General features: G+C 40.4%; 15 protein-coding genes and 1 pseudogene. 9 read left to right on the plus strand and 7 right to left on the minus strand.

What is annotated here, in order from left to right; translation table 11 throughout:
• Positions 1 to 249: 249 nt before the first annotated feature.
• Complete coding sequence (locus SporoP17a_RS16805; RefSeq protein WP_156890573.1) at positions 250 to 420, minus strand: hypothetical protein; 171 nt, start codon at positions 418 to 420, stop codon at positions 250 to 252.
• A 563-nt stretch (positions 421 to 983) separates the two neighbouring features.
• Here SporoP17a_RS16805 and darT point away from each other — a divergent pair.
• Both darT and darG read left to right on the plus strand, forming a co-directional pair.
• Positions 984 to 1,574, plus strand: coding sequence for a type II toxin-antitoxin system toxin DNA ADP-ribosyl transferase DarT (darT, locus tag SporoP17a_RS12645; protein WP_237262430.1), 591 nt, complete (start codon positions 984 to 986; stop codon positions 1,572 to 1,574).
• A gap of 11 nt (positions 1,575 to 1,585) precedes the next feature.
• Positions 1,586 to 2,620, plus strand: a complete 1,035-nt coding sequence (gene darG, locus SporoP17a_RS12650) for a type II toxin-antitoxin system antitoxin DNA ADP-ribosyl glycohydrolase DarG (RefSeq protein ID WP_083035009.1) — start codon at positions 1,586 to 1,588, stop codon at positions 2,618 to 2,620.
• Between the two features lie 411 nt (positions 2,621 to 3,031).
• On the opposite strand, the gene SporoP17a_RS12655 is transcribed toward darG, so the two are convergent.
• From SporoP17a_RS12655 to purB, 4 genes are all read right to left on the minus strand, one after another.
• On the minus strand, positions 3,032 to 3,856 hold the full coding sequence (locus SporoP17a_RS12655; protein ID WP_083035010.1) for a conserved phage C-terminal domain-containing protein: 825 nt from the start codon (positions 3,854 to 3,856) through the stop codon (positions 3,032 to 3,034).
• Positions 3,857 to 4,111: 255 nt separating this feature from the next.
• Entirely contained in the window at positions 4,112 to 4,555 is a 444-nt protein-coding gene (locus SporoP17a_RS12660; protein ID WP_083035011.1) for a hypothetical protein, read from the minus strand.
• 361 nt (positions 4,556 to 4,916) lie between these two features.
• The gene (locus SporoP17a_RS12665) at positions 4,917 to 6,188 is read right to left on the minus strand and encodes an SLC13 family permease (protein ID WP_083035012.1); all 1,272 of its coding nucleotides are present in this window, start codon (positions 6,186 to 6,188) and stop codon (positions 4,917 to 4,919) included.
• Positions 6,189 to 6,211: 23 nt separating this feature from the next.
• The gene (purB, locus tag SporoP17a_RS12670) at positions 6,212 to 7,570 is read right to left on the minus strand and encodes an adenylosuccinate lyase (RefSeq protein ID WP_083035013.1); all 1,359 of its coding nucleotides are present in this window, start codon (positions 7,568 to 7,570) and stop codon (positions 6,212 to 6,214) included.
• Positions 7,571 to 7,979: 409 nt separating this feature from the next.
• Here purB and SporoP17a_RS12675 point away from each other — a divergent pair, with 409 nt between their 5' ends.
• Positions 7,980 to 8,990, plus strand: coding sequence for a LacI family DNA-binding transcriptional regulator (locus tag SporoP17a_RS12675; protein WP_083035014.1), 1,011 nt, complete (start codon positions 7,980 to 7,982; stop codon positions 8,988 to 8,990).
• Between the two features lie 466 nt (positions 8,991 to 9,456).
• On the opposite strand, the pseudogene SporoP17a_RS12680 reads toward SporoP17a_RS12675, so the two are convergent.
• Positions 9,457 to 10,080: pseudogene (locus SporoP17a_RS12680) on the minus strand (MBL fold metallo-hydrolase); the annotation flags it as partial.
• A gap of 317 nt (positions 10,081 to 10,397) precedes the next feature.
• On the opposite strand from SporoP17a_RS12680, the gene SporoP17a_RS12685 reads away from it, so the two are divergent.
• The 5 genes from SporoP17a_RS12685 to SporoP17a_RS12710 all read left to right on the plus strand — a co-directional run bounded on the left by SporoP17a_RS12685 (position 10,398) and on the right by SporoP17a_RS12710 (position 19,266).
• A complete protein-coding gene (locus tag SporoP17a_RS12685; protein ID WP_083035016.1) occupies positions 10,398 to 12,962 on the plus strand; it encodes a S8 family serine peptidase in 2,565 nt (854 codons plus the stop codon).
• A gap of 43 nt (positions 12,963 to 13,005) precedes the next feature.
• Positions 13,006 to 13,422, plus strand: coding sequence for a hypothetical protein (locus tag SporoP17a_RS12690; RefSeq protein ID WP_083035017.1), 417 nt, complete (start codon positions 13,006 to 13,008; stop codon positions 13,420 to 13,422).
• A gap of 357 nt (positions 13,423 to 13,779) precedes the next feature.
• Complete coding sequence (locus tag SporoP17a_RS12695) at positions 13,780 to 15,753, plus strand: histidine kinase (protein WP_083035018.1); 1,974 nt, start codon at positions 13,780 to 13,782, stop codon at positions 15,751 to 15,753.
• Positions 15,746 to 16,732: a response regulator gene (locus SporoP17a_RS12700; RefSeq protein ID WP_167693432.1), complete on the plus strand. Its 987-nt coding sequence runs from the start codon at positions 15,746 to 15,748 to the stop codon at positions 16,730 to 16,732. Before SporoP17a_RS12695 ends, SporoP17a_RS12700 begins: the two co-directional genes overlap by 8 nt.
• Before the next feature lie 794 nt (positions 16,733 to 17,526).
• Positions 17,527 to 19,266, plus strand: coding sequence for a sulfatase family protein (locus tag SporoP17a_RS12710; RefSeq protein ID WP_083035021.1), 1,740 nt, complete (start codon positions 17,527 to 17,529; stop codon positions 19,264 to 19,266).
• Positions 19,267 to 19,449: 183 nt separating this feature from the next.
• On the opposite strand, the gene SporoP17a_RS12715 is transcribed toward SporoP17a_RS12710, so the two are convergent.
• Complete coding sequence (locus tag SporoP17a_RS12715; protein WP_083035022.1) at positions 19,450 to 20,307, minus strand: MBL fold metallo-hydrolase; 858 nt, start codon at positions 20,305 to 20,307, stop codon at positions 19,450 to 19,452.
• A 229-nt stretch (positions 20,308 to 20,536) separates the two neighbouring features.
• Here SporoP17a_RS12715 and SporoP17a_RS12720 point away from each other — a divergent pair, with 229 nt between their 5' ends.
• Positions 20,537 to 22,603, plus strand: a complete 2,067-nt coding sequence (locus SporoP17a_RS12720; protein ID WP_083035023.1) for a catalase — start codon at positions 20,537 to 20,539, stop codon at positions 22,601 to 22,603.
• The last annotated feature ends 290 nt before the right edge of the window (positions 22,604 to 22,893 follow it).

Raw genomic sequence — 22,893 nt, forward strand, 5'->3', positions numbered from 1 at the left:
ATAGACACAATTCATTCAAGACATTGCTGAGGTCTTCCGATCATGAAGGCTCTTTTTTATTAGTAGCATGCCAATTGTCAGTTACAGAAGCTGCATCAATGGAGTAGTCTGAAGAACTACCGCAAGCATCGACAACTACTCATGTTAATTCATGGAGGATTACGTTCTCCTAGAGCATTGACAAATATTCCTCTAGCAGTAAGAGTGTGAGTGGTATGGATATGAATGGTCAATCGTTCTATTCATTGCTCACGCATCACCTCTGTTGAAATCGAGCACGGTTGTAACGAGAGGGCGTCTCTTTGGTTTCGTTGAAGTGACTAGCTCATTGATATAGTTTTCAAAGTTCGTTGCGTAAAAGACGGTACCAGGTCCCCAAACAATTCTAAAGACGGTACCAGGTCCCGAAACAATTCTCACACAATTCACTCGAGATTTTCTAAAGGTTTTCTAATCATATAAAAATGATTGGAAGACCTTTTAGTATTTTATTGCTGATCATGAATCGCGATAATAGCATCAAATATAAATACCTTAAGAACTCATTTCTTCCTCATGAATCGGCATCAAAATTCAATTCCTCTTTTTCATAATCCTGTACCTATGCACTTTTCCTTCATTTGAAATTGAATTTTTCTCTTTTGACCGTGATGAAGATTCTCCGCTATTCTCAATACAATTATTAAGAGGGTACCAGGTCCCCACACAATTCTCACACAATTCAATCGTAACAGTCGAAAGGTGTTCTAATCGCGAAAATGATTAGAGGGCCTTTTTGGTGTGCGTAGCATTGGCATTAAGAAGGTATCAGGTCCCACACAATTACTATTGGCTTACAGGTAAAGAGAGTACCGCTAGTACCGGCATTATTCTAATTCTAATGTCGTATGTTTCTATGAGTACACGATGGAATGTGGTAAAATAAATGTATTGAGCGAATGAACGGAGTGACGGATGTGGCGAGAAATCAGCTCCTATATCATATGACACACATAACTAATCTACCCCCCATTCTCAAATGTGGAGGATTACAGTCACATGCGGCGATGCAGATGAATCAACTAAAACATCAGAACATTGCAAATCAAGATGTCCAAGCACGGAGAGATCGAATCAGGATACCTGTAGGTAAAGGCGGAACATTACATGACTATGTTCCTTTCTACTTTGCACCGCGTTCGCCTATGCTGTATTACTTGCACAAGCAACAACTTCAACAAGAAGAAGTTGTTTATTTCATGACAAGTATAGCGTCTATCCAAAAACATGCATTAGATTTTGTATTTACAGATGCACATGCTATTAGACGCTTGACGAAATTCTTTACTGATCCAATTCATTTAAATCAAATTGATTGGAAAGTCATGGCCTCAGATTATTGGCATGACATAGATGAAGACTTGAGTCGAAAAGCTAGAAGACAGGCTGAGTTTCTAATCCATGAAGCAGTACCCCTCTCAGCATGTTTAGGTTTTGCAGTTTTTAATAAGCGAGCGAAAGAAAAGCTAGAGAAAATCTTGCAAGATGCAGGCAGTACATTACCGGTTGCCGTTCGAAGACATTTCTACTATTAGGAGGTGATGGAATGATCTATTCAATGAAAGGGAACTTACTGGAAGACCAAGCGGAAGCGTATGTAAATACGGTAAATACGGTAGGGGTCATGGGAAAAGGAATTGCCTTGCAGTTTAAACAAGCATTTCCAGATGTGTTTAAGCAGTATGCTAAAGATTGTAAGGCAGGTAGCGTACAAGTCGGGAAGATGCATGTGGTTCCTGTCCATGGTTTAGCTTCTCCAAAGTTTGTCATTAACTTCCCAACAAAAGAACATTGGCGCAATCCGTCTACACTTGATTATATACTGGATGGCCTTCAAGATTTAGTCCAAGTGATCCAAGAGCTTAACATTCAGTCGATTGCCTTACCTCCATTAGGATGTGGAAATGGTGGGTTGGACTGGTCCAATGTTAGACCTTACATTATTGAAGCGCTACAGCCACTTTCGATTGACGTACATTTGTATGAACCGGTAGGTGCACCGCCACTAGATGAAATGATTATCCGAACGAAGCGCCCTAATATGACAATGGGAAGAGCTTTACTACTGAGCGCTATGGAACAATATGCTGGTCCAGGATATAGAATGTCTTTGCTAGAGGTACAGAAAATTGCATACTTCTTGCACGAAGTAGGAGCTTTACCCAAACTACAGTTTGAGAAGAATCGTTTTGGTCCTTACGCTGAAGCGCTCAATCATGTATTACAAAACATGGAAGGTCATTGGATTCGGGGGTATGGAGATCGAACAACGGGTGCAGAAATCTATCTATTGGATGGTGCGATTAAAGAAGCGAAGCAGTTTTTAGATAAACATCCTGAAGCTAAGCCTTACTTAAATCGTGTATCTGAATTGATTTATGGTTTTGAAACGCCTTATGACATGGAGTTACTGTCGACTGTCTGTTGGGTGCTAAAAGAAAATGCGTCCAAAGCAACTAACAAGGAATTCATTGTCCAATCTGTTCAGCAATGGAATGATCGAAAGAAAAAGATGTTCCCAGTTAGCGACATTGAACAAGTGTGGAACTATTTAATTCATGAAGCGAAGTTTGCATCGTGAAAAGGAGGTTCGAGTGGAGGGTACCAGGTCCCCACACAATTACCACACAATTTGGGTAGTTGAAAAAGGGAGATACAAGAGATAACTATAGCGGCTTTCGACCCGCAACAGTAGACGTCAGATGCTACGTAATACTTTAGACTATGAACTAGAAGCGTCCATCAACGAAAAACTGTAAAGCTCTCATCAAGTAACGCTAATAAAAATCAGCACCTCCTGGGTACAGTCCATGTATCAATTTCAGGAGGTGCATTTTCATGTTTTGTGAAAAGCTAACGATTGTCCGGCTAACACTTTAATTTTTACACAATGATGCACTGGCTACTCCAAAAAGCTTACATTCTACTGACAAGTGATACAAGACTTTGCTGTATCAAGGTAAATTTTATCCACTAGAATACTATGTGCACCTTACTCATCACCCCTGCTAAAATCAAGCACAGGCATAACAAGTAGCTGTTTTTTCGGTTTCTGTGACACGACTAGCTCATTGACATAGTTTTCAAAGTTCGTTGCGTTAAACAAAGTCGATGGTCGCAGGAACGTGCTAAAATCATGACGGTTCAACCATTGCTTGGTCTTTAGATCGATGACACGGATGAAGTCATCTTGTGTGTAGCCTTCTTTGATTCGACCGTTGATGAATTTACGGGTAGCAGCGGACTCCGCTTTGAACTGTTTTCCGGTTTTGTCATTCAGGTACTGAATCACAGATTGTGCGACGTCGAGATTCTTCTCGACAATGGGTTTATTCTTTAACTTCTTAAGTTCTTTGGTTATTGGCCGTCCCATAGTGGGATACGCCACCGTCTCAATGTGAGTTGGCACAGCGTCCAATTGTGGGTTGGTAGCTGTCTCACGTTGGGTTGATGCCGCGTCCCATTTTGGGTTAGCAGGTATATCGTTTGGCGTATACGAAAATGGCAACTTTTCATAATCGATTCGATACCATTTGGTGTTGTCGATTTTCATTTTATTGTGCTTCGAAGTGGAAACTAGGTATCCTTTTTGTTCTAAGTCGTACGTAATTCGTTTGATTGTATTTAGTGACCAAAATGGAAATTCTTCTTTCCAGTCGTCGTATGAATTGAAGACCCATTTATGACCCTCCCGTATGTTTTTTGAAATGTTCAATCGGTAGTGCAATTGTTGCAGGAATATCGCACTATTTAATCCAACTTTCATTGCGAGTGAAGGTAATAATGGAATCGGCTCTTCGTTTATTAATAGTTTCATATGGTTGTCCCCCTAGAGAAAAGTTTGGAGTACTCAATTTGTACTTCTTATACTCCATATAGAGAGATTTCTCGAAAAGGATACACTGTTTTTAAAAGAAGGTAAAAGGTCATGGATTTTTGCGAGTGCTACGCTAGATAAGACATTATGAATTCAATAAGCAACTAGTATATTTCATAACAAAAGGATCAACCATTTCGATACGGTTGATCCTTTTTAGTGTGCTAGACATCATCATATATGATAACTAGCTACTTATTTATAAGCAGAAGCCCATGGAATCCAGTGCATTTTGTAATTGACTCTATTTTTTATTCCAAGATTCACTAACTTGAATCTGTATCCATCCTTTGGTGAGAATTTAGGGGATTCGAAACGAGTGGTACCGTTTTTATTGGCTATGACCGTTTTAATTGTTTGCCAGTTGGCAGTACCGTATGGTCTCTTCTGTATGTATAGCATGAATGATCCGCTCGCTGTACTATTCGCTGTGATGGCACCTTCCATTACAGTAAAACTTTTTGCACCACTGCCATAAGTACCTTGATAATTTTGTGTCTCGACGTAATTAGTAAAATTACCACTTCTGTTTTTATAAAGCCAATTTGCTTCTGCCTTAGGTGAAGCCAAACCCCCGATACCACTAATGATGATCGCAAACGCAATGATCATCATCCAATTTCTTTTCAATGTTTTCATTAGACATGCTCCTTCTCTTCATTACTTATTCCTGTACTAGTCTAATAGTTTAGATATTTAATGAAAGGTGCAATAGTCCTTTAGCGCTTTAGTTGGGGTTTTGTAAGGATGTTGGCCGTGCTGAGGGAAGTCAAGGATTGGGAACCTATTGGTAAGGTGGGAAAAGTACATTTAAGCGTCAAGTATATGTTAATATACCCGTTTAGTGCGAGAACTACTAGTTCGCTGAATTTATGATAAGTAGCCATAAAAAACTTCTGTATAATGAAATTACTATGCCTGTACGCATGCAATTTTCATTATACAGAAGCTCGTTTAATTAGTAGGGTGGCTCTCATATACACATTCAATTTTTATCTTCTTAGAAAGGCCATATTAAAGGGACTACTACCAAACATATGATTACTTGAATGACCAAAAACGGGAATCCGCATTTGATGTAATCCAAAAATTTATAGTTACCTGGTCCATAAATCATTGTGTTGGGTGGAGTACCGATTGGTGAAGCATAAGCTGCTGAAGCTCCTACACAAATTGTCATTAAGATTGCTTTAGGATCAATCCCCATACTGGTAGCGATCACAAGTCCAATTGGAGCCATTAACGCTGCAGCGGCAGTATTAGACATAACGGAAGTTAAAAATGCTGTTATTATAAATATCAAGGCTGTTATAACATAAGGACCTCCGTCAACGCCAACCAATCCCAAAACAGAATCTGCAATCATTTGTGCTGCCCCTGTATCGGCTAATGCAGTAGCCATTGGCATCATGGCTGCTACTAAAATAATAGTAGACATATCAAGCGAACGATATGCTTGTTTTTCTGTCATTGTACGTGTTAAGACGATTAGCAATGCACCTATGATGGAAACAATATGCAGTGGAACTCCTAATTGTTTTTCAAAAACCATGAAAATGATTGCTCCAAGTAGAATAGCGACTGCAATAAACTGTTTAACTGTACTTTCATTTTCCTCTGAATTATTTACTGATATACTTTCTTGCGCTTCAGCTATCACGTTTTCCCTGTTTGGAATAAGTTTATAACCAATTGTCATCATATATATAATTCCAACAATCGTTAAAGGTATTCCAATGTATGCGAACTCAAAGAAACTGAAGACGGGTACACCTTCATTTTGCATGACACTTTGAACAGCAAGATTACCATTTGTACCTATTAGCGTAATCATTCCGCCAAGGGCCGTTGCATATGCTAAAGGCATTAAAAGTTTTGATCGGGAGAATCCCATACTGTCAGCAAGCAAGATAACAATCGGCATCATCACTGCCGTCGTGCTTGTATTAGACAAAAAAGCTGAAAGTCCAGCCCCTATAACCATGATCGCAAATAGAAGTTGTTTCTCTGTTTTTGCGAATTTCATGATCAGCTTTCCTATCTTCTTTGCTACACCAGTTTCAAATAAAGCTGCTCCAATGATAAACATACCTGTAATTAAAATAACTACATTATTCGTGAATCCAGCAAAAACGGTACTCTCATCAATTATTCCTGTTAAGTATAAAAGAGTTGTTGCTAATAAAGCAGTCATAGCTACTGGAATCAATTCCGTAACAAAAAGAATTGCTGCTATTAATAAGATAAAAAGTGTTATTGCTGCTGCAGACATCACTTCACCCCTGTTAGTAAAGACTAGTTTTTAGTTTTGGACCACTTTTCTTCAACGCGATCAATTAATTGGGAACAGAGCCCAAGGTAATTTTTCGGATTCAAATAATTTATAACTTCTTCTTCCGATAAGTGTGACATAATTTCCTTGTTTTCTAAGACAACTTCAACCAATGGCCTTTTCTCTTCAAATGCTTGCATTGACACTTCATAAATCTTGTCATGTGCGACTTGACGACCAATGTACTTACCTAAATGCAACATTAGATTCTCAGATACAATTAATCCCTGTAATAGGTCAAGGTTTCTTTCCATGTTTTCTTTATGGACAATAAATCTTTCTAACACACCTTGCATTTGTTCCAATCCACCACTAGTAAAGATACAAATTTGTGGAATATACGCCCATTCGGTTGTCCAAAAAGTCATATCCCTTTCATGTTCTTGAAGCATTCCATCGAAGCCTAGCGTGGCAGTTCTTTGCACTAATCTTGTTAGGCCTACAACATACTCACATATCATGGGGTTTCGTTTATGTGGCATTGTACTACTGCCAACTTGTCCCATTTTAAAACCTTCTTCAATTTCCCCAATTTCTGACCTTTGAAGATTAATAATTTCATTTGCAATTTTTCCGACTGTTCCAGAAATCATTGCTAGTATGCTAGCAAACTCTGCAAACCCATCTCTTTGTACATGCCAAGTAATGGTTGGTTGTTTAAGGCCGAGTTTTTCACAGTAAAGTTCTTGAACAGCTAATCCATGTTCACCAATAGAGGCGAGTGTGCCCGCAGCACCGCTTAATGATCCTACTAGGTAACGTTTTTTTCCTTCTTCTAGTCGTTCAATATGTTTTCCTATTTCATCTGCCCAAATAGCGATTTTATATCCTAATGTGATAGGCAAAGCATGTTGGCCGTGGGTTCTACCAGGCATAATGGTGTCTTCGTGTTCTCGAGCAAGTTTAATTAATGTAGCTAGAAATTTTTGCAATTGTGTTAAAAGGAACTCTTGCGCGTCTTTAATTTGCAGAACTACGGCAGTATCCATAATATCCTGCGTTGTTGCCCCCCAATGAATATAACCTCCCGCTTCTCCACCAACAACTTGAGTAAATTCACGAATCTGAATGATTAAAGGGTGAGTGGTATCAACTATCCCCTCGCGAATCGTATTCATGTCTAGATTTTCATAACTAGCTTTGTCTGCAATCTTTTCTGCTATGCCTTTCGGAATGACCCCTATCTCTTCTTGAGCCCGTGCTAATGAAACCCATGAATCTAGCCATTTTTGTAAAAGTGATTCATCCGAAAAAATTTCTTTCATTCCTTCAGACACATAAATTCCCCTGTAAAGTTTTGAATCGATAACACTTGATGCCATCCTTATCCCTCCAATATTGTTGTAAACAAACTCATAACGCATGTAATTAAAACGTTTGTCTATAGAGAAAAGATAAACGTCATTGATTTGCATGCGTTTGTAAGCAACTTGATGAAAACAAGTTAGGCAAACGTTTGTCTTTAGTTGTTGTTTAACATACTAATATTTATTTTGCGAGTTGTCAATAAACTTTCTAAATTCATAGAAAATAAAAATCTGTTATAATAAGGTGAATATGTATGTTGAAGCTATGAATTCAACTATTGATTCCGAAAGCGCCTCACAAGCGACGGCTGGAGCAGAAAGACCTGCAATCTTTCTTCGTCTAGACAATTACTGGAATCTTGCATTTGACTTATTATAGGAACAACTTATTAACATTACATTAAAGGCAGGTGCAAATATTTAGTTGGTTACATTAAAGGATGTTGCAAAATTAGTTGGTGTTCACCCATCTGTAGTATCTAGAGTTATTAATAATGACGGAAATTTAAAGATTAAGGAAGAAACACGAAAGCGTATTCAGCAAGCTATTGAAGAACTAAATTACCGACCTAATCTATCTGCAAGAAACCTGAAAAATAGTGAAACCAAGATGCTTGGAATGGTCATACCGGATTTCTCTAACCCTGTATATGCTAGTATTATTCACGGAGCAGAGGATCAGGCCGCCTTAGAAGGATATAATTTACTACTTTATAGTATGAAGCAAAAGGGTTTGGAAAAGAATTATTTTTCTCATCTTATGGAAAATAGAATCGATGGCTTGCTAATTGCAAATTCAGAATCAGATGATAAGGAAATCTTAAATCTGAAAAAGGAAAAAAAACCATTTGTTCTAGTGAATCGTTTTATTACAGGCATTAGTAATCATGTTATTTTGGATGATGAATTAGGCGGAAAATTAGCAACCAAGCATCTTGCACAATTGGGCCATAAGCGTATTGCTCATATAACTGGTCCACTATTTACAGGTACAGGAATAAAAAGATTTCAAGGGTATAGAGAAGGGCTAAAGGAGGAAGAAATTAACTTCATTTCAAGTTATGTACAAGAAAGTGAGTATACGATCGAAGGTGGCTATCGATCCATGCAAGCTCTTTTAGATTTATCTACCCCTCCAACAGCAGTTTTTGCTTCTAATATTATGGTTAGTTTAGGCGCAATGAAAGCTATCCAGGATCGCGGATTATCTATACCTAGAGATATTTCCATTATTGGGTTTCATGAAGTAGATTTTGCTTCATCTTTATCTCCGTCACTTACAACGATAAAGATGCCGCTTTATGAAATGGGAAGCGAATCAGTAAAAAAGCTTATCACAATTATCCAGGGTCGAGAAGAAGAGAATGAGCTAGGTTTGATAATTAGTGGAGCATCATTAGTCGTCCGTGATAGTACAAGCCCTTTTCTTTCGTAGATGATATGCGCTTAATCATAAATTCAAGTAGTCTTAACCAGTCGAAAACACTACTTGTGCAACAAGAAATTAAGACATTACTCCAACAACTGAATAATGCACATTGTAAAGGGGCTTCTGAACGAGAAATCGGTTAGAAGACTCTTTTTAATTTACTCGCTATTGCTTACATATAAAAAGAAGTTACTAGGTACACGCGCAATTAGAACTTCTAATTGAAAACATTGATAGTTTCATAAAGATATAATAATTTGGCGTGAAGTGAATCCAATTGTTTCTTCCACATTGGACTTGTCTTTTGGTTTTCGAACTGGACTGGGCCCAATGATTGTCTGATAGGAGTCTACCACTTTATGATAGGATTTTAAGACGATGAACGATAAAAAACCTCCTGTATAATGAAATGACTATGCCTGTACGCATGTAATTTTCATTATACAGAAGATGATGTAGTGGGCAGGATGACTTATCCTTCCGTATCTTCGTCAACAAACTTCCCGTAATCCGGCATGGCAATACGATTAAATTCATCAACTAATTTTTTTAGGCTAGTGGCAAGTTCCTCTCCCTTCATAGGCAATCCATGGCCCGTTATAGCGACAGATGGTTGTAAGGCTTCCAGTTTAATAACGGATTGTAGGGCGGCGTCCCAATCTGTAGTTAAATAGCGCGGTGGACCACTGATTTCTTGTTCTTGCGTAAGCACTTTATATAGGTATTCTTGCTTTACAGTCACAAATGCATCTCCCGCAATTAACGCACCGTCTTTCTGCCTGAAGAACGAGACATGGCCCGGTGAATGACCCGGTGTGTGAACCCATGTAAATTCCGGCAAAAAAGGTACACTCCCGTCTGGCGGTAAGCTTTGGATGTGGCCTCCTAATTGAATAGGATCGGTTGGGAAAATAGAAGACATTTTGGCAATCATGCCGCCTTCTACACTCGTATCGGGGTCTGGATAACTGGATACGCCGGTTAAAAATGGCAATTCCAATTCATGGGCATACACGGGCACATTCCAATGCTCCACTAGATCAATGACTGCGCCGACGTGATCAAAATGTCCATGCGTCAACAGAATAGCTTTTAAACAGGTACCAGGTCCCCAAACAATTAAGACACTATTCCAACAATTAAAAGATAATAAAACGAGGAGCTTCCCATTTCTATACATCGGGAGGCTCTTTTTGTGCGCTCAGCATGGGCAAGTCTATAGAATGCAAGTCAGCGAGGATCTCTTCAACCGAGAAATTAGTTGGAGAGCTTTTTCGTTGAATCAAGGCGCATATATGCAAGTAGTAATCATTGAAAAATAGTAATTAAGAGACAATCATACTAGATATCAAGATTCTGTTAATTGGATATACATGGTAAGATATAGTTAGAAAAGTAGAGAAGAGGGATAGCTTGAGGGAAAAGTGGAGTAGATTGCTACCAACCTTGTTGATATTACTGAGTCTTTTTGTGGTGTATGCATTCAGTTCCGTGCAGGTCAGCGCGGAAACAGAGGAAGGTGCTAAAGAGAGAGAACTTTTAGTGGAGTTTGCAGAAAGTCATCGATCATTTTCTGCTTCAACAGACGTTACTGGAGTAGAAAGCAGAGAAGAGATTGCGGAGCATGTGGAATTGTGGCGTTTGGACAAGGGGGAAGATCTCCTCAAGATGGCGGAACAATTGAAGGAAGAACCAAATGTATTGATTGTTGAGCCGAATTACAAGCGGGATTTGCACTCTTCGACGAATGATCCCTATCTTTATAATCAATGGTGGGTCCCGCAAGTCAAGCCACAGCCGATTTGGATGCGGGTTGCAGAACAAAAGAAAAATGCAGTTGTGGCTGTCATAGATTCGGGTATTGCCTCTCATCATGAGGATCTTCAAGGACGTATTCAGCAGGGCGGTTACAACTTCGTTCATAATACGATGGACGTGACAGATGTCAATGGTCACGGAACTGCCGTTTCAGGTGTCATAGCTGCTTCCTCAGGGAACGGCATAGGCATTACTGGAATTGCTGGGTCGTATGATGTGAAAATTTTACCCCTAAAAGTGTCTCATCTGTCCGGTAGTAGTTATGTATCGGATTCAATTCGAGCCATTGATTATGCAATTGAGAAAAAAGTAGACGTGATCAATATGAGTCTAGGTAGTGACCAGTCATCTGTTCTGGAACAGAATGCCGTTCAGCGTGCTGCTAGGGCAGGTATTACGGTTGTGGCTTCGGCCGGGAATGAAGCATTAGAAGGCAACCCGATCAATTATCCGGCGTCTTATCCTGAAGTGATTTCCGTCGGTGCGACAGATCAACAAAACAGACATGCTTCCTTTTCGAATTATAATTCGTATGTAGATGTAGTTGCACCTGGGGTTGGCGTTTATACGACAGCCCTGACGAATACGTATAAACAGGCAAGCGGGACGTCATTTTCTTCACCGATTGTAGCAGGGGCAGCCGCACTTGTGAAGTCACTACAACCAGACGCTTCGCCGGCACAAGTCAAAGCGTATTTAGAAGGAACAGCAATGGATTTGGGTCAGCCTGGCAAGGATACGCATTACGGTGCAGGCCTTCTAAATCTGGAGGAATTGAATGACAAACTGCTGCCAGCGGTTGTTCCCGTTACGGGAGTAAACATTCGTCATAAAAATGTAACGATAGATTTGGACACACAACAGAAAACAGCATTCAGTACTGAACGCGTGCCTGAGCAATTGGAATCTCTGCGGCATCAAAAAGCGGTTTATTTTGAATCGGAACCAAATGACGCGTTCATGACTGCTAATCGCTTGCCTCTTGGAAATAGCATCGTAGGTACGATAACAGATTATTATTTTGATATGGATCACTATCGTTTTACTTTGGATGCGTCAGGAACGTTCTCCATGATTGCCAGTTGGATTGAGGATTCATATATTAGCCACCAAGATAATGAATATTTATTTGTAGGAATCCATGATGCCCGGCAGGAGCTGATTGACGTAGCCAGATTGACTACTACTTCAGGCGGCAGGCAAGATATGTATTACTCAAAACAATTACCTAAAGGTGATTACTACTTAGTCATTCTTCAGTCCTCACCGTATAAATACTTATTCACTGATGCCGAATACATGATTACCTCATTATTTACACCAGTTAGTCAGCCGAAGCCTGAACCTGTCCCTACCTTTTTATTCGATAGTATATTTATGAAGGTCGGGTTGAATGATCAGTTCGTTATGGACATAGAATCAGATGCACAGCTGAGTTCTACGAATGAACAAGTTGCGACTGTAGATCAAACAGGGAAAGTCTATGCGACGGGCTACGGCTCTGCAAAGCTATTGTATAAGAGCAAGAGCGTGACCAAGGAAGCGACCGTAAAAGTTGCCCGGAATTCGAAATCGAAAACGGCTGCTTTGTTCGAACAAATTTCACCTATAGACGCGACAAACAAGGAAGTGACGTGGTCCTCTTCCAATCCGGTTGTAGCTTCAGTAGATCAGTATGGCATCATTACAGGTGAAAAAGCTGGGAAAACAACAATTACCGTAACTACGAATGATGGTGGCTTTACAGCAAGTTCAACCGTGACCGTCATAGGCGGAGCGCCACCCGAGTTTATAGGTACTCACCCTGATCTGTCAGTAGGACAAAACAAAGTATTCACTGTTACTTTTAGTCAGGATTTAAAGGTCGGGAAGGACTACAGCAAAGATATACTGATTTCCCGCTCAACAGTGCATACAGATCCAATCAAAGCATTCACTGCCACAGTCGATCCCTTAACGCCAAATAAGCTATATATCCAGCCTAACAGCAGTTGGGAAGAAGGTGTGCATTACATGACGATCAGTAAAAGCTTACAGAATAAAGATACTACCCCATTATCCAAAGTAGCCCGATTGAAGTTTGATGTGATCGGTAACTTTACCGATGGAAAGACTAATGAAGTGAAGCGTTATGAACGTGTGTTGTCGGGTATGCGCTGAGGCTCGCTTAGCAACACAATCCAGTGGATAGGAGAATGTAGACATGCCGAAAACATATATTGTAAATACGAATAAATCCAACAACACTGCGAACGAAGGAGAAATGTTAACACAACAAAAGGTGGCGGCTTACTATACACCGTGGAAATATTTTATCGATGAAATGGAAGCGGGAGATATTGTGTATTTGTACAGTAATGGGCAAGGAATTATTGCACGTGGCATCGGTACAGGAATAGTGGAAGTCGCAGATATTGGAGCCGATATAGAAGAGGAGCATTATATGCATCTCGATCGCTTTGAAATATTGGAAAATCCGCTTGCTCCTTCAAAAATCACGGAAATCGCTCAAACTGCAACGGATTGTAAGTATGTATTGAAATGGAATCAGACTATGATTCACTTGCCGAATTTCATTGGATTAAAGGTTTGGCAGTCTATCACGAAAGATTGCATGTAATGGGAGATACGTTTAGGTTAATCGGGTAAAAAACTATATGTGGGCATCATACAAAACGTTGCTTGACTGAGAAAATCAGTCAAGCAGCGTTTTTATTTATTAGATACTTTTTCTTTTAAATCAAAATAATACTATTAAGTAACTTGATAGTGTTATAAAATGACTTTAGGAGAAATGGGCAGTAAGGATCTACTGCTGATGGATCACCGTGTGCGATGAAAGTCACTTGCATACGGAATATTATGATTGATCATCTTGTGGCTAAAAGAAAATTCAGAAAATATAAATATTAAGTACTAGTAGAGCCTTCATTCCATGGTAGAATAATAAGAAATAAAGGATAAGAAGGTGAGACTATTGAAACGTAGTAAGCAATACTTTGTTATTGTCATTGTCATAACGTTGGTAGCTCTTGCCTATTATTATTCACATGCTCTAAAGGGAGACGCTTCCATCCACCATGGGAAAGTTGATCTTTCCGAGACAGATTTTCTAGAGAAAGGTGTAATTGCCCTTAATGGAGAGTGGGAGTTTTATTGGAAACAGTTATGGAGTCCTGAAGATTTTATGAATGATCCGCAGCACGATCTGCAGTATACGGTTGTTCCGGGAAATTGGTTGCGCGATCAAGAGGGCAATACGTATGAACGTACGGGCTATGCAACGTACAGGATGGTGGTTACGAATATACCATCGGATACGAAGTATTTTGGTTTATTGAAAGCGAATATACGAAATGCGAGCCGGATATTCGTCAATGGAGAATTGGTGTTGGAGGATGGAGAGGTTTCAGAGTCGGCGAAAGCGAATGTATCGGGTAATAACTCGATGGCGACTTTTTTTGAACTGGAGAGTTCGACGGCGGAAATTATTATTCAAGCGGCCAATCATGATTTTATCGTTGGAGGTATAGCAAGATCGATCACGTTTGGCACGCAAAATGAGATGATACAACTGCATCAGCAGAAATTCCTGTTTGAGTTTGCCATGATTCTCATTGTAATAATTATCGGTCTCTTTTATCTCTTCCTGTTCATGGTCAATGCGGATTATCGAAAGAAGGAGCCTGCCACGCTACCGCTTGCATTGAGCTGTCTTTTCTATGGAATTATGAGCAGCATATACAGTGAACGAATTATTACCGTGATCATCCCTACGATGAGCATGGACAGCACGTTTCGTTTTGGACATTTAATGAGTGCTTTTACGGTTATTACGGTGTTGATCGTGCTCAATCAAATCAGTCCCGTCTTTTTATCCAATCGAATACGGAATGGTATGTTGATTTTTTACAGTATTTTTATTGTAATTATCCTATTGCTTCCCATGACTATTTACTCTAATATACTGGAGTTTTACATGGCGAGCACAGTTGTCTTTTACTTCTTTGTATGGCTAAAAGTGCTGTGCTTGTTTATCAAAAAAAGCGGTCCTGAAATTGACAGTATAGAACATATTGCCATGATTATATCATTGCTCAGCATCTACTTATTCTGGTTTGACATGATTTTATATAGTACGGGATTAAAAGAGGATATGTTGATTTCCTTCCTGACGCTCGCTGTCTACGGCATTGCGATGTCTGTCCTGTTGATTTTCCGGTATACGAGCTCTTACAGAAAGAATGAAGAATTGTCGACGCAGTTGGTTGAAACGTTCTCCACGCTCGATCAAACGACGAAGATCGCAGAGAGAAATGAACTGGCCTTTTTACAAGCGCAAATCAAACCACACTTCTTATTTAATACGCTCAGCAGCATTATAAGTCTTTGCTATACGGACGGGGAACGTGCAGGCAAAGTCCTGTCCGATTTGTCGAACTACTTGAAGCGGTCTTTCCAAATAGATATCCATACCGATTACGTCACGATCGAGAATGAATTGAAATTGATCAAAGCGTATGTCGAGATCGAGAAAGTACGATTCGGCGACCGGATTGACATGGTCTATGACGTTGATGAAGAAATCCTATCGTGCAAGATCATTCCTCTCATTATCGAGCCTCTTGTTGAAAACGCCATCAGGCACGGTGTCTTGAAAAATAAAAGCGGAGGCAAATTGAAATTGACGTTAAAAAAACAAAAACACGGTATATATGTGTGCGTGCAAGATAACGGCAAAGGCATGGATCCACATCAATTGAATGCCATTAGAAGCGGGGAACGAAACCTGAAATCGCTGACAGGTAACGGTATAAGTTTGGCGAATATCCATACGAGGTTGCAAAGTTTTTATCAAACCGAGCTACACTTTGAAACAAATCCAGGAGGAACGAACGTCTATTTTATTATTCCTTTACACGATGACCAGGAGGAGACGGCCGATGATTAAAGCGGTATTGGTGGACGATGAGATATTAGTATTAAACTACTTAAAGAAAATTGTTGGGGAGACAACCGGTATCGAAGTAATTGGTACGTTTACGGATCCTGAACTCGCGCTAGTTGAAATTCCTCGATTGGAGCCCGACGTGTTGTTTTTGGATGTAGACATGCCCGAAATGAACGGAATGGAGTTAGGGGAAAAACTCATCCAGACTCACAATCCTGATGAAATGGCGATTGTTTTTGTCACGGCATACGAGCAATATGCGATGCATGCTTTCGAGCTGAATACGATTCATTACATTTTGAAGCCAGTAGACAAGCAGTCGGTAGAAGAAGTTTTGAATAGAGTGTACAAAATAAAGAGGATGACGCGAGAAAAGACGAAAACGGTGGGCGAGATTTGTTTGTTCGGCAACATGCATTTGCGTATGAATAATTCCAGAATCGAATTTATGACCGCGAAACTCGAGGAACTTCTTGCCTTATTGATCATGCATCGAAAGAAAGGCATCAGCAAGTGGCAGATCATTGATATTTTATGGGAAGAATCTTCTATGGAAAAGTCTCAACAAAATCTCTACACGATAATCTTCCGGCTCAAGAAAACATTAAAAAATGCCGGCATTCCTGTCAATTTGGAAAGGAAAAACGGCATGTATAAAATCATGCTACCGGGAGTTCACTGTGATGTAATCGAGTTCGATCAATTTATGGACAAAAAACTGAAAATCAACAGCCAAAACCTCGAGGAGTTTGAAAAAGCCGTCACCTTGTATCAAGGAGAATTGTTCAATGGGAAAGGCTATATCTGGTGCGTGGGTGAAACGGAAAGCTATTATCAACAGTACGTCCGTCTGATTAACGAACTAGTCAACTATTACAAGAAGAATACGTGTATCACTCAATTGGAAAATTTGATGGATAAAATCAAGCCGATAATTAGAGAAGAAGACTTGGAGAACTTGATAAAAGAAAATATGTAAGGGAGTCTGAGACATCATAAACAAGAGTGTGGAGGAATGAATACCAATCTTCTATGCTTTTTTTGTTATACATACATGGATGTATGCGTGTACCGGGGCAGAATGGAGTCAGTCAGTTTTTTAGCTTTCAATCATTTGCATGTAAGAAAAAAGTAAGGATAGCTTGCTATACTATGTTTAACGTAGCGTACTCATACTTTCTTATACGAGTTCATTAAACTATTGATTCATAGAAAAAGTCGCAAATCTTTCTGAAAAACGTCTACCTGATTGTAAACTAAAGGAGATGAGTAATATGCCAGCTTATTTGGTTAATGAATACTATGTGTTTACGTCTTATGAGGATCTATCTTCCCTTATTCATGATATTATCCATTACTCCCTTCTGCCTCCGCGACAAGACAGGCATTCGTTCTCTATACTCGTGGGTCAACTGGATACGCAAACCCTTCAGTTTGAAGGGGACAATGGCAACTCCGTCCCGGTGCGTTATGAAAGGGAGGAGGGGGTGTATTATTCTGTTTGAGTTGTTGATACGGGTACCAGGTCCCCACACAATTCCCACACAATTTACGTAAATAAATACTGAAGAGATGGGCCCTCCTATAAATTAAGAAAAAGCGTCAACTCTGAACTTTAGAGTTGACGTTTTTTGGTGACACAAACGGTTTACATCACAAGTCATACATAGTACATCATCAAATTTCAACTGATCCAAAGAATTCACTCAATCATATTCCTTTTCCCAACATACCCTATAAAAGCACTACTAAAAGTAGGAAGGGGAATGATGTATGACAAACGAATTCCATTATGGAGAGTCGCAACCGAACATTCTGTTTTTAATGGTGGACCAGGATCGATTTCCGCCAGTTTATGAAACGAAGGCGATACAAAAGTGGAGAAGAAAGAATTTAGTTGCGCAGAATTTATTACGAAAAAATGGTCTTTCATTTTTGAACCATTATGCAGCGAGTACGGCTTGCTCTCCTAGTCGAACATCATTATATACAGGGCACTATCCTTCATTACATGGTGTCACGCAAACGCCGGGGGCTGCAAAGGGTTCTTTCGATGCGGATTTATTCTGGCTGGATCCGAATACAGTTCCAACCACAGGGGACTACTTCCGCGCTGCAGGCTACAAAACGTTTTGGAAAGGGAAATGGCATGCGTCGGAACCTGATATCCTTATTCCAGGAACAAAAAATTCATTGCCTAGTTATGATACAAATACGGGGGTGCCTAATAAACAAGACGAAAGGATGTATCGAAAAGCAGACCGTCTGAATGAATACGGCTTTTCCGAGTGGATTGGTCCAGATCCGCATGGTGCAGATCCTAGAAATTCAGCATCATCTGCGGGCACTGGAACGAGTGGACGTGATGAAGTGTATGCAGCGGATACCGTGAAACTGATAAAACAACTAGATAAAGATAGACATTGTGATAAAAAGGATACCCCTTGGTTTATTCAATGTTCATTCGTCAACCCGCATGACATTGCATTGTATGGACTGTTTTCGGCCATTTCTCCCAACTTTAATTTTGAAGTGGATCCCACACTACCTTATATCCCGCCCGCCCCAACTGTTCACGAATCGCTGCAGTCGAAACCGTCTGTACAGGAAAGTTATCGGCAAACGTATCCAAAAGGACTTCAGCCTATACATGATAATAACTTTTACCGCCAGCTTTATTACAGTCTTCAAAAAGAAGTGGATAATGAACTCCTCAAAGTCCTAACCGCTCTTTACCAGTCTAGTTTTTTGGATAATACGATCATTGTGTTCACTTCGGATCATGGCGAGCAACTGGGTGCACACGGTGGCTTGTATCAGAAATGGTACACGATGTACGAAGAATCCATTCATGTTCCTCTCATCATTCATAGCCCAACACTTTTCAAAAAAGCAGAATCTACAAACATGCTAACGAGTCACGTTGATATTCTACCTACTCTTCTAGGTTTAGCTGGAATTGACGTTGCGGCCATACAACGCAAGCTATCTCGCGATCATACAGATGTACAGCCGCTCGTTGGAAGGAATCTAACACCGCTCTTTTACGGCCGTGATCATTTCTTCCGAGCAAATGAACCGTTATATTTCATGACAGAAGATAATGTCTTCAAAGGGCTCCACCAAACCAACCCGATTACTGGGTGTTCCTATGAACAGGTTGTCCAACCAAGCTCTATCGAAGCCGTCTTTGCTTCATTTCAAACGGGATGCAACAATGAGTATGAAATTTGGAAATTCGCCCGATACTTCGACAACCCTCAATTTTGGTTGGATCCGGGAGTCAGTGATACGACAATGGTTGAGAAGGATGGGTGCTTGGTGGAGATCATCAAGACAGAGCCGGTTTGCGATCAATTTGAAATCTACAACCTGGCCGAAGATCCGTTAGAGACGAAGAATCTAGCTGATCCTGCTTATGCAACGGATGAGACAGAGGTGATTCGTTGTAAATTGGAACAGTTGTTGGCGGATCAGCGTTCTGAAAAACGATTGAGTCCTGGGGGGCAATAGTGCGTACCACGTCCCCACACAATTCGGAACGGGTACCAGGTCCTCACACAATTCCCACACAATTTGAATAAATGGATATGAGAATGATAACTTCCGCTATACAGAAAAAAGCGTCAACTCCAAAACTTCGGAGTTGATGCTTTTTGCTAATTTAAACGTGATAGACAATCTGCATTCATTGGTTCAATCTGCATCCTTATCAACAAACTCACCGTAATCAGGAACCGCAATACGTTCGAAGTCATCGACTAAATTTTTTAGACTGTTAGTTAGTAACTCCTTTTCCATAGGCAATCCATGGCCCGTTATGGCGACAGTTGGTTGTAGGGCTTGGAGTTTAATCACAGATTGTAAAGCCGCATCCCAATCGGTTGTTAAATAGCGTGGTGGGCCACTGATTTCTTGTTCTTGCGTTAACACTTTGTAGAGGTATTCCTGCTTTACAGTCACAAATGCATCTCCAGCAATTAATGCCCCGTCCTTTTGCCTGAAAAGCGATACATGGCCTGGTGAATGACCTGGGGTGTGAATCCACTGAAACTCCGGCAAAAAAGGCACACTGCCGTCAGACGGTAAGCTTTCGATATGGCTTCCCAATTGAACAGGGTCCGTCGGGAATATAGCGGACATCTTGGAAATCATTCCGCCTTCTACAGTGGTATCGGGGTCTGGATAACTGGCTTTTCCTGTTAAAAAAGGCAGCTCTAATTCATGCGCATACACTGGCACATCCCAATGCTTTACGAGCTCAACGACTGCTCCTACATGATCAAAATGTCCATGCGTCAATATAATAGCTTTCGGGCGACTATCCACACCGAAGCGCTCTTCTACAACCGCTAGTATTTTCTCCGCGGAGTACGGCATGCCGGTATCGATTAACACAAAGTCCTTTGAGTTTGGGTGGCCTACTAAAACGATATTGACAATTTGGATCGTATGGCAATATAGATCCGGTAGCACTTCTATTCCTTTTCCGCTTCCAATAGACGTGGCCATTATATACTTATAATCTTCTCCATTAGACAGTTGTGGATCCATGAAGACACCTCTCTCCTCTTTTATACAATGTTTCTCCATCATGTGTAAAAGGACACTTGTCTTATTCTTTCCCTTTACCCAATCTCAGTATTCACAAAACAGTAGCTATTATTCCATCCATGTACAGAACAAGTGGTGCATGCTTTAACCCCATGTTTCAAATTGGAATGAAATCAATCGAATATACATAAGATGATGCGATGTGAAATTGAAGGGGGAAGTTTGTATAATGGATGAGAATAATTCAAGGTCGCATAATGGAAAGAAAGAGAAACAAAATCGGAAAAACGAGCAATTAGAACGATTCCGTATCCAAAATACAGGTAAACCTTTAACGACAAATCAAGCAAAGAAATTATCGAACGATGAAGACCAATTAAAAGCAGGAGTACGTGGTCCCACATTACGTCAGGATTATGAGTACTTTGAAAAAATGACGCATTTTCTACACGAAGAAGTGCCTGAAAGAGTAGTTCATGCGAGAGGTTATGGTGCGCATGGTGAATTTGAATGCTATCAATCCATGAAGCAATTTACGAAAGCCGGATTTCTACAAGAAGCCGGAAAAAAGACTTCGGTTTTTGTACGGTTTTCCACTGTGCAAGGAAGTAAAGGTTCCAAGGATACGGCAAGAGATTTACGTTGTAAAGGCGTGAAGTTTTATACGGAAGAAGGAAACTATGATTTAACGACCATCGCCATGCCGGTGTTAATCAATCAAGACGCGATGAAATTTCCTGATATGATGCATGCGTATAAACCCGAGCCACGTACTGGCATGCCGACAGCGTCCGCTGCACATGATAACTTCTGGGATTATGTAGCGAACAACCAAGAAGCGCTTCACATGGTGTTGTGGATTATGTCAGACCGAGGCATAGTCAGAAGCTATCGTATGATTGAATCTTGGTCGATTAATACGTATCTATTTGTGAATGAAGAAGGAGTAGCGACTTTCGTACGATTTGTATGGAAGCCAGTCCTAGGCGTTCATTCATTGCTTCAAGATGAGGCGCAAAAGATTGGTGGAATTGATCCGGATTATCACCGACGGGACTTAAGAGAGGCAATTGACCGCGGAGCGTATGCTGAGTATGAACTCGGGGTTCAATTAGTAGCATTGGAAGATGAATTTGCATTTGATTTTGACATTCTGGACCCTGCAAAGTTTTGGCCAGAAGAACTCATACCTGTACAACTGATCGGCAAGATGACGTTAAATCGAAATGTTGATAATGAATTTGCGGAGTTGGAACAAGTCGCATTTAACCCAGCAAACGTTGTGCCGGGCATAGACTTTTCCAATGACCCCGTTTTGCAGGGAAGGTTAATGGCGTATCAAAGTACTCAATATCATCGATTTGGTAGCGCGAATTTCCAGGACCTTCCTATCAACAGATCGATCTGTCCGTTCCATAATAATTCACGTCGCGGCAATATGAGGTATCGGATCGATGTAGATGAGGTAAATTATCATAAAAACTCTTTGGCCGATAACACGCCTTACACCACTCCTCCAGAAGAGGGAGGGTATGAATCGTACCCTAAAAAAATCGATGGGTACGCTATACGAGCACGAAGCAAATCGTTTGATGATTTTTATACTCAACCGAGAATTTTTTGGAATAGTTTATCTCCCATAGAGAAGCAGCATACGATTGAGGCATTGAGCTTTCAACTAGGAAGCGTGAAAAGTGTGTCAGTTCGGCAACAAAACATAGAACTATTGGCTAAAGTTGATCAGGAGCTGGCAAGTTTGATTGCTGACAATATCGGAGTCAGCAGACCAACTAGTAGCCAGGTACCTGTTTCAACTAGTTACCCTTCACTAAGCCAGGCTAACACTCCGAGCTATGCCTACTCACAAAAAGTAGGCGTCTTACTAGGTGACGGATTTAACGGTGAAGAAGTAAGCCGAGTGTTAAAGACGTTAAAAGAATACGGAGTGTTTGTAGTCACTGTCAGTGAAACACTTGGCACAGTTACTGGCGATAATGGGACAAAAATTGAAATTGATGAAACGTTTTTGACGTCCAGTCCTTATCTTCTTGATTCGTTATACGTTGTGGGGGGAAGTCATAAAAATCAGAAGCGGTTCGATTACGACTTGAATTATTACGTGGATGTAGCCTATACGCATTACAAGCCAATTGGTGTTGCCTCTACGGGACAATCGTATGTACGAACATCAGAAAATCATCATGCGGCAGGCGTAGTGTTTGCTTCGACAAGTTCTGACTTCGGTGCGGAGTTTGTTTCAGCTGTTGCAACGCAGCGTTTTTGGGATCGGGAATAGGGATACAGGGAGTTAGTGGTACCAGGTTCCCACACAATTCTCACACAATTCGAAACGGGTAGAAACGAGTACCAGGTCCCCACACAATTCAAACACAATTTCGATAATTAAGCCTTAGTAGGATTACTTTCATAAAGATCATGCGTCCACTCGAATTTTTCGGAGTGGACGCTTTTGAATTTGAATGGAGACAAAAGCGCATATATACTATTATTAAGTTATAAAAGACCCAATACGCTAGATTGAAAGAGAATGAAAATTACTATATACTATTATTAGGTTTTATGAAC

Origin of the sequence: Sporosarcina ureae (assembly GCF_002082015.1) — a bacterium.
Taxonomy (GTDB): Bacteria; Bacillota; Bacilli; order Bacillales_A; family Planococcaceae; genus Sporosarcina; species Sporosarcina ureae_A.

What these genes read in the sequence shown, in the direction of transcription:
- darT (WP_237262430.1), top strand. Translation starts at nt 984, where the DNA reads ATGACACACATAACTAATCTACCCCCCATTCTCAAATGTGGAGGATTA.
- darG (WP_083035009.1), top strand. Translation starts at nt 1,586, where the DNA reads ATGATCTATTCAATGAAAGGGAACTTACTGGAAGACCAAGCGGAAGCG.
- SporoP17a_RS12655 (WP_083035010.1), bottom strand. Translation starts at nt 3,856, where the DNA reads ATGAAACTATTAATAAACGAAGAGCCGATTCCATTATTACCTTCACTC.
- SporoP17a_RS12660 (WP_083035011.1), bottom strand. Translation starts at nt 4,555, where the DNA reads ATGAAAACATTGAAAAGAAATTGGATGATGATCATTGCGTTTGCGATC.
- SporoP17a_RS12665 (WP_083035012.1), bottom strand. Translation starts at nt 6,188, where the DNA reads ATGTCTGCAGCAGCAATAACACTTTTTATCTTATTAATAGCAGCAATT.
- purB (WP_083035013.1), bottom strand. Translation starts at nt 7,570, where the DNA reads ATGGCATCAAGTGTTATCGATTCAAAACTTTACAGGGGAATTTATGTG.
- SporoP17a_RS12690 (WP_083035017.1), top strand. Translation starts at nt 13,006, where the DNA reads ATGCCGAAAACATATATTGTAAATACGAATAAATCCAACAACACTGCG.
- SporoP17a_RS12700 (WP_167693432.1), top strand. Translation starts at nt 15,746, where the DNA reads ATGATTAAAGCGGTATTGGTGGACGATGAGATATTAGTATTAAACTAC.
- SporoP17a_RS12710 (WP_083035021.1), top strand. Translation starts at nt 17,527, where the DNA reads ATGACAAACGAATTCCATTATGGAGAGTCGCAACCGAACATTCTGTTT.
- SporoP17a_RS12715 (WP_083035022.1), bottom strand. Translation starts at nt 20,307, where the DNA reads ATGGATCCACAACTGTCTAATGGAGAAGATTATAAGTATATAATGGCC.
- SporoP17a_RS12720 (WP_083035023.1), top strand. Translation starts at nt 20,537, where the DNA reads ATGGATGAGAATAATTCAAGGTCGCATAATGGAAAGAAAGAGAAACAA.